At 59.6% G+C, this 12,359-nt stretch carries 12 protein-coding genes; 3 read left to right on the top strand and 9 right to left on the bottom strand.

Features of this window, described 5'->3' with window-relative positions:
* Window positions 1–39 precede the first annotated feature (39 nt).
* A complete protein-coding gene (gene ibpB / locus ACSJLU_RS00060) occupies window positions 40–468 on the bottom strand; it encodes a small heat shock chaperone IbpB (RefSeq protein WP_004933922.1) in 429 nt (142 codons plus the stop codon).
* Between the two features lie 106 nt (window positions 469–574).
* Window positions 575–988, bottom strand: coding sequence for a small heat shock chaperone IbpA (gene ibpA, locus ACSJLU_RS00055; protein WP_004933919.1), 414 nt, complete (start codon window positions 986–988; stop codon window positions 575–577).
* Window positions 989–1,297: 309 nt separating this feature from the next.
* Here ibpA and ACSJLU_RS00050 point away from each other — a divergent pair, with 309 nt between their 5' ends.
* Window positions 1,298–1,645 carry a YceK/YidQ family lipoprotein gene (locus ACSJLU_RS00050; protein WP_016929593.1) on the top strand — a complete coding sequence of 116 codons (348 nt, stop codon included), beginning with the start codon at window positions 1,298–1,300 and terminating at the stop codon, window positions 1,643–1,645.
* A gap of 30 nt (window positions 1,646–1,675) precedes the next feature.
* On the opposite strand, the gene ACSJLU_RS00045 is transcribed toward ACSJLU_RS00050, so the two are convergent.
* Together ACSJLU_RS00045 and ACSJLU_RS00040 are read right to left on the bottom strand one after the other, a co-directional pair.
* On the bottom strand, window positions 1,676–2,956 hold the full coding sequence (locus ACSJLU_RS00045) for a DUF3748 domain-containing protein (protein ID WP_049204656.1): 1,281 nt from the start codon (window positions 2,954–2,956) through the stop codon (window positions 1,676–1,678).
* Between the two features lie 38 nt (window positions 2,957–2,994).
* Window positions 2,995–3,396, bottom strand: coding sequence for a hypothetical protein (locus ACSJLU_RS00040; protein WP_197828570.1), 402 nt, complete (start codon window positions 3,394–3,396; stop codon window positions 2,995–2,997).
* 36 nt (window positions 3,397–3,432) lie between these two features.
* Here ACSJLU_RS00040 and ACSJLU_RS00035 point away from each other — a divergent pair, with 36 nt between their 5' ends.
* Together ACSJLU_RS00035 and ACSJLU_RS00030 are read left to right on the top strand one after the other, a co-directional pair.
* The gene (locus ACSJLU_RS00035; protein WP_089181466.1) at window positions 3,433–4,401 is read left to right on the top strand and encodes a threonine/serine dehydratase; all 969 of its coding nucleotides are present in this window, start codon (window positions 3,433–3,435) and stop codon (window positions 4,399–4,401) included.
* Complete coding sequence (locus ACSJLU_RS00030; protein WP_025304761.1) at window positions 4,388–5,329, top strand: ornithine cyclodeaminase family protein; 942 nt, start codon at window positions 4,388–4,390, stop codon at window positions 5,327–5,329. Before ACSJLU_RS00035 ends, ACSJLU_RS00030 begins: the two co-directional genes overlap by 14 nt.
* 25 nt (window positions 5,330–5,354) lie before the next feature.
* On the opposite strand, the gene yidA is transcribed toward ACSJLU_RS00030, so the two are convergent.
* The 5 genes from yidA to dnaA form a co-directional block, all read right to left on the bottom strand.
* The gene (gene yidA / locus ACSJLU_RS00025) at window positions 5,355–6,170 is read right to left on the bottom strand and encodes a sugar-phosphatase (RefSeq protein WP_025304760.1); all 816 of its coding nucleotides are present in this window, start codon (window positions 6,168–6,170) and stop codon (window positions 5,355–5,357) included.
* A gap of 125 nt (window positions 6,171–6,295) precedes the next feature.
* A complete protein-coding gene (gene gyrB / locus ACSJLU_RS00020) occupies window positions 6,296–8,710 on the bottom strand; it encodes a DNA topoisomerase (ATP-hydrolyzing) subunit B (protein WP_025304759.1) in 2,415 nt (804 codons plus the stop codon).
* Between the two features lie 18 nt (window positions 8,711–8,728).
* The gene (gene recF / locus ACSJLU_RS00015; RefSeq protein WP_342096740.1) at window positions 8,729–9,814 is read right to left on the bottom strand and encodes a DNA replication/repair protein RecF; all 1,086 of its coding nucleotides are present in this window, start codon (window positions 9,812–9,814) and stop codon (window positions 8,729–8,731) included.
* A gap of 45 nt (window positions 9,815–9,859) precedes the next feature.
* The gene (gene dnaN / locus ACSJLU_RS00010) at window positions 9,860–10,960 is read right to left on the bottom strand and encodes a DNA polymerase III subunit beta (RefSeq protein ID WP_004933892.1); all 1,101 of its coding nucleotides are present in this window, start codon (window positions 10,958–10,960) and stop codon (window positions 9,860–9,862) included.
* A 4-nt stretch (window positions 10,961–10,964) separates the two neighbouring features.
* A complete protein-coding gene (gene dnaA / locus ACSJLU_RS00005; protein WP_071826153.1) occupies window positions 10,965–12,359 on the bottom strand; it encodes a chromosomal replication initiator protein DnaA in 1,395 nt (464 codons plus the stop codon).

Below are 12,359 nucleotides of genomic sequence, written 5' to 3'. Positions count from 1 at the left end.
CTGGATCTCCCCGCATGATGATGACCGTTTTTCAGTCGGTTATTTGGCTTCCAGCTCCGGCGTCGCACCGATGGCGATGCGCTGCGGCTGTAAGGCTTCCGGCACCTGACGCACCAGATCGATGTGCAGCAGGCCATTTTCAAATTTGGCCTCGGACACCTGCAGATGTTCCGCCAGGGTAAAGGTCAACTGGAACTCTTTGCACACCAGCCCCTGATGCAGGTACTCGACCTGTTTTTCCGGCGGCGTGGGTTTACCGCTGACGGTCAGCCGCGGCCCTTCCACTTCGATATTCAGTTCGCTCTGCCGGAAACCGGCCAGCGCCAGAGAAATACGGTAGTGATTGTCATCGCTTTTCTCGATGTTATACGGCGGGAACCCCTGGGGTTCCTGGCCGCCCATTGAACTGGCCAATTTATCAAAACCAATCCATTGACGCAGAAGCGGGGATAGATCGTAATTACGCATAGGAACAACTCCTTTCATTAAGCGAGATGTGTTTATTCAGCCCCCTGACGGCAGGCGGATTATTACTGCATATTTGCCGACAGCGCTCCTGCCGGCGAAAACGGAATTATTTAATTTCGATACGGCGCGGTTTTAATGTTTCCGGCACGATGCGCTGCATATCGATATACAGCAGGCCGTTTTCCAGTTTGGCGCCTTTAATTTGAATATGTTCGGCCAGCTGGAATTTACGCTCGAAATTACGCTCAGCGATGCCCTGATATAAATAGGTTTTTTCTGCCGGTTCGTTATTGTGCGCACCGCGCACGATCAGCAGATTATCTTGCGTGGTGATTTCCAGCTCCTGCTCGGCAAACCCGGCTACCGCAATGGCGATGCGATAATGATTTTCGTCCACCAGCTCGACATTATAAGGGGGATAACCGCCGTTGCCCTGGCTCTGGCCGGCCTCCAGCGCGTTGAACAGGCGATCGAAACCAATGGCGGAACGGTATAGTGGAGAAAGATCGAAATTACGCATAAAACAGCCTCCTAAGGCACTTCAGCGAGGTTGAAATAAATACGCCTTCCATTCTGGACAGGCTAATTAAGCCAGAATTCCCTTACGGCAAATTCTCAATCCGGCTCTGATGATAAAATGGGGGTTGATTTCATCAATTCAACGGGCGAGGATCAAAAAAAGCGCTTTTCGGTTAGGTGAAAGTTTTTTTACCACTTACACTAAAGTGAGAGAGCCGCCACAGAGCGGGATTTTGCTTCTTTTAAAGCAGCAACAGGATGTTATAAATCAGCTTAATTTAGGGGCACAGCAACCCTGCAGGATGGATTAATGACGACGATGAAAGCGATAGCGACGGGCTGCATGTTGTTGGCGACCAGCGGTTGCTCCAGCGTGATGAGCCATACCGGCCCGAATCAGGGTTACTATCCCGGCACCCGCGCCAGCGTGGACATGCTGAAGGACGACAACACCAGCTGGGCGATGATGCCGCTGGTGGCGCTGGATCTGCCGTTCTCCGCAGTGATGGATACCGTGCTGCTGCCTTACGACTATCTGCGTTCAGGCAATGACGCCACCGCAGACTCGCCAAAAGCGCGCATCCTGCGCAGCGAGCAACAGAATCTGGCGGCAACCGGCAACCCCGGCGAGGGCAACGACAGCACCGCCACACACTAATCACGCACGCAGCGGGCCATCAGGCCCGCCTTACGCCTCAACCACAAAGATCTGGTTGAATCCGGCAATCTCGCGCATAAACGCCACTTTCTTGCCATCCGGCGAAAACACCACGGCATCCCCCGACGGCGGCTGCAGGCTGCGCTGCGTTAAACGCTGCAGGCGGCCGCTGGCGACCTCACACAGCATCACGCTGTTGTCACACACCAGGGCTATCGCCCCGCCCTGCGGGTGCCAGCTGAACGCCGACTGGATGTCATGCTCGGCGCGGCTGACCTGGCGCGGCTCACCGCCGTTCGGCGACACCGTCCACAGCTGTACCACGCCGCCGTCATCCTTCATCAAAAATGCGATTTGGCTGCCGTCCGGCGAGCTGCGCAGCCAATGGCGCGGCGCACCGGCGACGCCCGGAAAACGACGCTCCCCGGTAAAGGTTACCCGCCGCTGCCTGACGCCAAGCGGCGGCGCCGGCAGCTCGCTTTCCGTCCCCTGCAGCGGCAGAGCACCCGCCCTGGCGTAGTCGGCGTCGTTCTCCGGCAGATCGACGATAAACACCTCCGGCAGCTTCTCACCGGCGGCGGACAGCGTATCGCCGATAAATGCCAGCGCCCAGCGCTGCCGGCGGCCGTCGGCCTTACGGTAACCTTCGCGGCCAATCCAGCCCTCTTCGTAGGCGCGATTGATCTGATCGCTGCCCGGCTGCGGCTGCGGCACGGTCTCGCTGACCAGCACGCAATAGTGGCTGCCGTCATACTCACGGGGATGCTGTTTCGGCGGATTGACCCCGTGCAGCGGCACAGCCACGCCGACGTTGCGCAGATCGCGCGCCGGATCGCATTCATGCATCACGTGATCGTTGTAGGTAAAGCTGAGGCGGCTGCCGTCCGGGCTGAAAACGTGCACATGGCTGCCGCCGCGCAGCGCACCGGGCGTGTAGGGCGCCGTGATATCCAGCGCGTCGAGGGTAATGGCCAACTCGCGATCCGGTTCGCTGACGATCACCCCGCGGCGGTGGTGAAAATCATACTGCCAGGCGCTGTCCGGGTGCTCCGGGCCGTGGATGAAGACGTAACGTGCCGGCGCATCGGGGCTGACCGTAACCACACCGACGTGGGCACCGTGCTGGGCGCGATAAACCACCTCCACCGCGCCGCTGGTGACGTTGACCCGCTCGATGCTAAGGCCGGTGAAAGAGGCGCCGCGCGGGCGCACGTCATAAGCCAGCCATTGGCTATCCGGCGTCCAGACGTTGATATTGGTTAACTGATGCCCGCGTGGGTCGAAAGTCAGTTGTTTTTCCCGATGGCTCATGGCGGCTCTCCTGCGCATGCTGGCACTGAACGGCCATCTTACCGGATCGGCGGCAGCGTTTCATATGGCCAGCGAGAGGCGCTCGGGGGCATTTTGGCGCAATTATTTTTCAGCGTCTTATCATTTAAGCCGCTCGGCGGCGCCGGCAGGAAATAAACGCCCGGGTAGGCGGCCGTATTCCAGGCAGTGAAACTCAGCGGTGCCCATGCCGTATAGGCAGATGCCGCGAGCGCTATTTTTTCATTCTCATTTACTTGATCAAAATAATTCAGCGGCAGCGCCTTTCTTAACGCAAATAAATAAAAAATCGTGTCGCTAAACGACAGGTTAATGATTACTTTCACCGCCAACCCGATGCTCTTCTCCGGCCATTGCCGTTTGCTGGCCGGCTTACCCGCCGGTCGGATGGCAGGGTTTACAATCAATACAAAAAAGTACAAACTGGATTTTTAAGTCCAATACATTCTGGAGCCGGTATGAATCCCCTCTTCGATGCCATTGTTTCTGCCCATCAGCAACTGCGCCCTCAGGTGCGGGTCACGCCATTGGAGCGCAGCGTACTGCTTTCTCAGCAATTGGGCTGCGAGCTGTATTTGAAATGCGATCACCTGCAGCACACCGGTTCCTTTAAATTTCGCGGCGCCAGCAACAAGCTGCGGCTGCTGGATAACGAGCAACGCCGGCGCGGCGTGATCGCCGCCTCAACCGGCAACCACGGCCAAGCGGTCGCCCTGGCGGGGTACCTGATGGGGGTTGGCGTCACGGTTTATGCGCCAGAGACGGCCGCGAGCATCAAGCTCGACACCATTCGTGCACTGGGCGGCACCGTGGAATTGGTGCCGGGCGATGCGCTGAACGCCGAACTGGCGGGGGAACAGGCCGCACGCGAACAGGGAAAAACCTATATCTCGCCGTATAACGACGAACAGGTGATCGCCGGCCAGGGCACCTGCGGCATGGAGCTGGTTGAACAACTCACCGATCTGGACGCGGTGTTCGTGGCGGTGGGCGGCGGTGGCTATATCGCCGGCATCGGCACCGTTCTGCGGCAACTGTCGCCGAACACGCAGCTTATCGCCTGCTGGCCGGAAAACGCCACCAGCCTGTACAGCGCGTTGGAAGCGGGCCATATCTTCCCGGTGGAAGAGCAAGAAACCCTGTCCGACGGCACCGCCGGCGGCGTCGAGCCGGGCGCCGTGACCTTTCCGCTGTGCCAACAGCTGATCGACCGCAAAGTGCTGGTTAGCGAGGCAGAGATCAAACACGCGATGCGCCGGATCGCCGCCAGCGATCGCTGGATTATCGAAGGCGCGGCCGGCGTGGCGCTGGCGGCGGCGATCAAACTGGCGCCGGAATACCAGGGTAAAAAGGTAGCGGTGGTACTGTGCGGCAAGAACATCGTGCTGGAGAAATACCTCAAGGCCATCGCCGATGCACATCCTTAATCGGCAGCAAATCCTCGCCGCGTTCGACGCCGAGACCATAACGCCGCTGCTGAAGCAGGGTTTTATCGCCTACTCGCAACAGCGAGTGCAACAACCGCCGGTGCAGCATTTCCTGTTCGAGCGTGCCGCCGGCGACTGCTGCATCAAATCCGCCTGGCTGGAAGGTGACGAACTGTTCGTGGTCAAGATCTCCGCCGGTTTCTATCGCAACGCCGAACACGGCCTGCCGAGCAATCAAGGGCTGGTGATGGCGTTTTCCGCCCAGACCGGCGAACCACAGGCGCTGCTGCAAGATGAAGGCTGGCTGACCGCGCTGCGCACCGCCCTGGCCGGCCGCATCGCCGCCGAGCTGTGCGCGCCGCCGCATATTCAGGCGATCGGCATGGTCGGCACGGGTCTGCAGGCGCGGCTGCAGCTGCAATGCCTGAAACCGGTGACCGATTGCCGAGACGTATGGGTGTGGGGACGAGACGAACAGGCGCTGGCGGCGTATCGGCGCGATGCCGAAGCCGAGGGTTTTCGGGTGCGGGTTACGCAGAATGCGGCGGAACTGGCAGCGCACTGTCGGCTGATCGTGACTACCACGCCCAGCCGCGAACCGATATTGCAGGCGGCGGATATTCGGCCCGGCACGCACATCACCGCCGTGGGCGCCGACGCGCCCGGCAAGCAGGAACTGGCGACCGATTTGGTGGCCAACGCAGACGCGCTGCTGGTCGATGCCCTGACGCAGTGCGCGGACTATGGCGAGATCGCGACGGCTTATCGGCAAAACAGGCTGATTTCAACGCCAATCGTCGAAATGGGCGCCGTCTTGGCGCAGGGAGGGCGGGTACGACGCGAGCCGCAGCACATCACCATCGCCGATCTCACCGGCTTGGCGATTCAGGATCTGCAGATCGCCAAAGGGGTGTTGGCGAAAGTATAAAGGGGCGCCGCAGCGCCCCGCGTTATCAGGCGTTGAGCACGAACTTCTCGATAGCGCGCGCCACGCCGTCCTCTGTATTGGCGCTGGTGACAAACTGCGCCACCGCTTTCAGTTCGGGAATGGCGTTGCCCATCGCTACGCCGACGCCGGCATATTCGATCATCGCCGTATCGTTGGCCTGATCCCCCAGCGTCATGATGTTTTCCCGCGCCACGCCCAAATGCTCGGCCAGCATTCTCACCCCGGCGCCCTTATCGACGTTCTTGTGCAGGATCTCGAGGAAATAAGGCGCGCTTTTCAGGATGGTATAACGCTCGCGCGTTTCCGCCGGGATGCGCGCGATAGCGCGGTCCAACAGCTCCGGCTCGTCGATCATCATCACTTTAGGGAACCGCATCTGGCGATCCATCTCTTCCACGCTGCGGTATTTCAGCGGAATACCGGTCATTTCCGCCTCGTGTATGGTGTACTTGCCGATATCCTTGTTCGGGGTATACAGGGTATCGAAATCAAACGCCTGGTAGTGAACGCCGAACTCGCGCGCCATCTGCTCAAAGTGCAGATAATCCTCAAAGCCCAGCGTTTCTTGCAGAATGCAGGCGCCGTCAACCGCACGCAGCACCAGCGCGCCGTTATAGGTGATACAGAAATCGCCGGGGCCCTGAATGTCCAACTGGCGCAGATAATCCTGCACGCCGACATAAGGCCGCCCGGTGGCCAACACCACGTGCACCCCTTTGCGCCGCGCCGCCGCGATAGCCTGCTTTACCGCCGGCGTGATTTGGTGCTGCGGATCCAGCAACGTGCCGTCCATGTCGATCGCAATCAGTTCAATAGCCATTCAACGCTTCTCCCAGTGGTTTTTTCCCATGCTAACGCGTTTCAGCCTCGGCTGTCAGCGCCAAAAAAGGCGCAAAAAAAATCCGCGCGGGTCGCCCGGCGCGGATTTTCACAGCCATTAACGCATCAGATATCGATGTTCGCCGCTTTCAGGGCGTTTTCTTCGATAAAGGCGCGGCGCGGTTCAACCGCATCGCCCATCAGCGTGGTGAACAGCTGATCGGCAGCGATGGCATCCTTGACGGTCACGCGCAGCATACGGCGGCTTTCAGGATCCATGGTGGTTTCCCACAGCTGCTCCGGGTTCATCTCGCCCAGACCTTTATAACGCTGCACCGACAGGCCGCGGCGCGACTCTTTCACCAGCCACTCCAACGCCTGCTCGAAGCTGTCTACCGGCTGACGGCGTTCGCCGCGCTCGATGAACGCGCCCTCTTCGACCAGCCCGCGCAGCTTCTCGCCCAGCTGACAGATCTTGCGGTATTCGCCGCCGTGGATGAAGTCGAAGTCCAGCTTATAGTCGGTATCCACGCCGTGGGTGCGGATGCGCAGTGCCGGCTCGAACATCTGGCGCTCGCGGTTCTCGAAGATAACGAAGTCATAGCTGCTGCCGTGCTGCTCTTTGTCGTTCAGCGCCTGCACCAGCGAAGCAATCCAGGTTTTCACCTTGGCTTCATCGCTGAGATCGCCTTCGTTCAGCGTCGGCTGATAGATCAGGCTGTTCAGCAGCGCGCGCGGGTAGCGGCGCTCCATGCGGCCGATCAGCTTCTGCACGCCGTAGTGCTCGGCCACCAGTTTTTCCAGCTGTTCGCCACCCAGCGCCGGTGCGCTGGCATTGGTGTGCAGCGTAGCGCCGTCCATCGCAATAGCGATCTGGTACTGATCCATCGCCTCGTCATCTTTGATGTACTGCTCTTGCTTACCTTTCTTCACCTTGTACAGCGGCGGCTGTGCGATGAACACGTGGCCACGCTCGATGATTTCCGGCATCTGGCGATAGAAGAAGGTCAACAGCAGCGTACGGATGTGCGAACCGTCGACATCGGCATCGGTCATGATAATGATGCTGTGATAACGCAGCTTGTCCGGGCTGTACTCGTCGCGGCCGATGCCGCAACCCAGCGCGGTGATCAGCGTCGCCACTTCCTGCGAGGAGAGCATTTTGTCGAAACGCGCTTTCTCGACGTTGAGGATTTTCCCCTTCAGCGGCAAGATAGCCTGGTTCTTGCGGTTGCGCCCCTGCTTGGCAGAGCCGCCCGCGGAGTCCCCTTCCACCAGGTACAGTTCGGACAACGCCGGGTCGCGTTCCTGGCAGTCCGCCAGCTTGCCCGGCAGGCCGGCCAGATCCAGTGCGCCTTTGCGGCGGGTCATCTCACGCGCTTTACGCGCCGCTTCGCGCGCGCGCGCCGCGTCGATGATTTTGCCGACCACGATTTTCGCGTCGCCTGGATTCTCCATCAGGTAATCCACCAGCTTCTCGTTCATCAGCGTTTCAACCGCGGTTTTCACCTCGGAAGAGACCAGCTTGTCCTTGGTCTGAGAAGAGAACTTCGGATCCGGCACCTTCACCGAGACCACGGCGATCAGGCCTTCACGTGCGTCATCGCCGGTGGCACTGACCTTGGCCTTCTTGCTGTAGCCTTCCTTCTCCATGTAGCTGTTCAGCGTACGGGTCATCGCGGTACGGAAACCGACCAGGTGCGTGCCGCCGTCGCGCTGCGGGATGTTGTTGGTGAAGCAGTAGATGTTTTCCTGGAAACCGTCGTTCCACTGCAGCGCCACTTCCACGCCGATGTCGTCTTTCACGGTCGAGAAGTAGAACACGTTCGGGTGGATCGGGGTTTTGTTCTTGTTCAGGTACTCGACAAACGCCTTGATGCCGCCTTCGTAATGGAAGTGGTCTTCACGGTCGGTACGCTTGTCCTTCAGGCGGATAGACACGCCGGAGTTGAGGAAGGACAGCTCGCGCAGACGCTTGGCCAGAATGTCATACTCGAACTCGGTCACATTGGTGAAGGTCTGGTGGCTCGGCCAGAAGCGCACCATGGTGCCGGTCTGCTCGGTTTCGCCCACCACGTTCAGCGGCGCCTGCGGCTCGCCGTGGCTGTAAGTTTGTTCGTGCACTTTGCCTTCGCGGCGGATCACCAGCTCCAGTTTCTCCGACAGGGCGTTAACCACCGAGACGCCCACGCCGTGCAGGCCGCCGGAAACTTTATAGGAGTTGTCGTCGAATTTACCGCCGGCGTGCAGCACGGTCATGATGACCTCTGCGGCTGAAACCCCTTCTTCCGGGTGAATGCCGGTCGGAATGCCGCGGCCGTCATCCTGCACCGATACCGAGTTGTCGGCATGGATGGTGACCTGAATGTCACTACAGTGGCCCGCGAGCGCTTCGTCGATAGCGTTGTCCACAACCTCGAATACCATGTGGTGCAGACCGGTGCCGTCATCGGTATCGCCGATATACATGCCCGGGCGCTTGCGCACCGCATCCAGCCCTTTTAATACCTTGATACTTGAGGAGTCATAAGAATTCGACATCAACGTTTCTCGCTCATTTTAGTCCTGTGGTTGAACCTCTATTTTACCCTGTTCCACGCGGAACATCTTGCCCTTTTCACCGGCCATGTCGGTCACTTGTTCAGCGCTGACTGCGCTGACAAAAACCTGGGCCTGGGTGGCTTTCAGGCGATCGGCCAGCAACCGGCGACGGCCGGTGTCCAGCTCGGAGGCAAAATCATCAATCAGATACAGGCAACGCCGCCCGCTCTGCCGGGTGAGAAACTCACCCTGCGCCAAGCGCAACGCGCACATCAGCAGCTTAAGCTGACCGCGCGATAACAAATCCTCTACCGGCGTGCCGTCGGCACGAATGCGAAAGTCCGCTTTATGCGGCCCCACCGCGGTATAGGTCAACGCCCTGTCGCGCTCAAACTGGCGCTCCAGCAGCTCGCCGTAGTCGCTCTCTTTGTCCCAGCCGCGTTGGAAGGAGAAGCTCAGGCCGAATTCAGGCAGAAACTGCGCACAGGTCGCGGTGATATCCGCGGCGATCGCGTCGCTGTATTCCGCCCGCCATTCGCTGATGCGCTCCGCGAGCGGGATCAGTTCCTGATCCCAAGCGCGGATCTGCGCATAGCGACTCACCTGGCGCAGCGCGGCATTGCGCTGCTTCAGTAACCGTTTCAGGTTGCTCCAGGCGGTGAAAAAACCGGGTTCGTTATGAAAACAGCCCCAGTCCAGGAAGGCGCGCCGGAATTTCGGCCCGCCGTTCAGCAGGGTAAAACCTTCGGGGGTGATCAGCTGCATGGGCAGCAGCTGCGCCAGCTCGGCCACCTTGTGGCCGTCGCTGCCATCGATGCGTACTTTGCTGTCACCCTGACGGCTCTTACTCAATCCTACCGACAGCTCGCGCTCCGCACCTTCGATGCGGCCATGCAACACGAACTCCGGTTGGTCGTGGCGAATCACCCGACCAGCCTGCAGGCTGCGAAAGGCGCGGCCGTGGCCGAGCGTATACACCGCTTCCAGCACGCTGGTCTTGCCGCTGCCGTTGGCGCCAACCAGGAAGTTGAATCCCGGCACTAGCGCCAAATCCGCCGCCTCGATATTGCGGAAGTCTTTAATCAATAAACGCGTCAGAGCCATGCAATCTCTTTACCGATGACGGTGCTGTAATTCAAGGTAACGAGACTACAACCGCATCGGCATGACAACGTAGGCCGCCGCCTGGCTGGCGCCGTCTTCGATCTGCACGCTGGAGACCGAGTCGGTCAACAGCAGGCGCACGTCTTCACACTTGAGCGCGTTCAACACGTCCAGCACGTAGCTGACGTTGAAACCGATCTCCATCTCCGCGCCGTCGTAGCTGACGTCGAGGATCTCTTCCGCCTCTTCCTGCTCCGGGTTGTTGGCGGTGATCTTCAGCTGGTTCTGGCTGACGTACAGCCGCACGCCGCGGAATTTCTCGTTCGAGAGAATAGCCGCGCGGGCAAACGCCTGCTTGAGCAGATCGCAGCCGGCTTCCAGCGTTTTATCCGGGTTCTTCGGCAAGACGCGACGATAGTCCGGGAAACGGCCGTCAACCAGCTTGGACGTGAAGATGAAATCGCCGACGTGGGCGCGGATGTTGTTGCTGCCGATCTGCAACTGCAGCAGCGAATCGCCGCCGTCCAGCAGGCGCACCAGCTCCATCACCCCTTTACGCGGCACGATCACCGAATGCGACGGCAGCTGCTGGCCGATCGGCATCGAGCACACCGCCAGGCGGTGGCCGTCGGTCGCGACGGTGCGCAGCTCTTCGCCTTCGGTTTCAAACAGCATGCCGTTCAGGTAGTAACGCACGTCCTGATGGGCCATCGAGAACTGGGTAGCTTCGATCAGGCGCTTCAGCGTCGCCTGCGGCAAGGTAAATTCCACCTCGCTCTGCCAGTCATCCAGGTTCGGAAAATCCGCCGCGGGCAGCGTAGACAGTGAGAAACGGCTGCGGCCGGACCGCACCAGCATGCGCTCGCTCTCCAGCGTGACGGCGATCTCCGCCCCTTCCGGCAGGCCACGGCAGATATCAAAGAATTTGCGCGCAGGCACGGTGGTCGCGCCCGGCTCATGCGGTTGGGACAGGGCGACGCGCGCCACCATCTCCATCTCCAGATCGGTGCCAGTCAGCAGCAGGGAGCCTTCCGTCACCTGCAACAGCAGGTTGCCCAGGATCGGCAAGGTCGGGCGGCCGCCCAGCGGGCTGCTCACCTGTTGCAGCGGTTTTAGCAGATGCTCACGTTCAACGATAAATTTCATAGCGCTATGAAGATAATGTTCTGATTAAATTGGAGAAATCTTCTTTGATGTCGTGACTTTCCTCACGCAGCTGCTCGATCTTCCGGCAGGCGTGCAACACCGTGGTATGGTCGCGGCCACCAAACGCATCGCCGATTTCCGGCAGACTGTGGTTGGTGAGTTCCTTCGCCAGCGCCATCGCCATCTGGCGCGGGCGGGCAACGGATCGCGAACGCCGCTTGGACAGCAAATCCGCGACTTTAATCTTGTAATACTCCGCCACCGTCTTTTGGATATTGTCGATGGTGACCAGCTTTTCCTGCAGCGCCAGCAGATCGCGCAGCGCTTCGCGCACGAAATCAATGGTGATAGCCCGGCCGGTAAAGTTGGCGTTGGCGATCACGCGGTTCAATGCCCCTTCGAGCTCACGCACGTTGGAACGCAGGCGCTTGGCGATGAAGAACGCCACTTCGCCCGGCAGGCGAATGTCGTTTTCGTCGGCCTTTTTCATCAGGATCGCCACGCGGGTTTCCAGCTCCGGCGGCTCGATCGCCACCGTCAGCCCCCAACCGAAGCGGGACTTCAAGCGATCTTCCACCCCGTTGATCTCTTTAGGGTAGCGATCCGAGGTCAGGATGATCTGCTGATTGCCTTCCAACAGGGCGTTAAAGGTATGGAAGAACTCTTCCTGCGAACGCTCCTTGTTGGCGAAAAATTGGATGTCATCGATAAGTAAGGCGTCGACCGAACGGTAGTAGCGCTTAAACTCTTCGATGGCATTATTTTGCAACGCTTTGACCATGTCCTGCACGAAGCGTTCCGAGTGCATGTAGACCACTTTGGCGTTGGCCTTGCGCGCCATGATGCCGTTGCCGACCGCGTGCAGCAGGTGAGTTTTACCCAGGCCGGTACCGCCATACAGGAACAAAGGGTTGTAGGCGCCGCCCGGATTGTCCGCCACCTGGCGAGCCGCCGCGCGCGCCAGCTGGTTGGACTTACCCTCGACGAAATTGTCGAAGGTGTGTTTAGGATTGACGTTGGAGCGGTAAGAGAGCTCGGGCTGCGCCGCCGCGTTGTCCCAGCTCGGGCGCAAAGGTGCAGCCGTACGCGCCGCCGGGGCCGCAGGGGCGCTGCTGACGCTGGCGGTCACGGTCTGGCTGATCACCTGCGTGATCGGCTTGCTGCCGACTTCAAAACGCAGCAAAGGCGCATCCGTGCCGCAGAAATCATTCAGCAGACCATTGATGTTGTTTAAGTACTTATCGCGAACCCAATCCAGCACAAAACGGTTAGGCGCGTACAGCGCCAGGGTGTTGTCACTCAGTTCCGCCTGCAATGGGCGAATCCACATACTAAATTCTGTGGCAGGTAACTCATCCTGCAATCGGGCAAGACACTGCTGCCAAAGCGAAAGTGACAC

It is taken from the genome of Serratia bockelmannii, assembly GCF_051803255.1.
In the GTDB taxonomy this organism is placed as follows: Bacteria; Pseudomonadota; Gammaproteobacteria; order Enterobacterales; family Enterobacteriaceae; genus Serratia; species Serratia bockelmannii.
The sequence above is the reverse complement of the archived record's forward strand: the minus strand, read 5'-3'. Positions and strand labels throughout refer to the sequence as shown.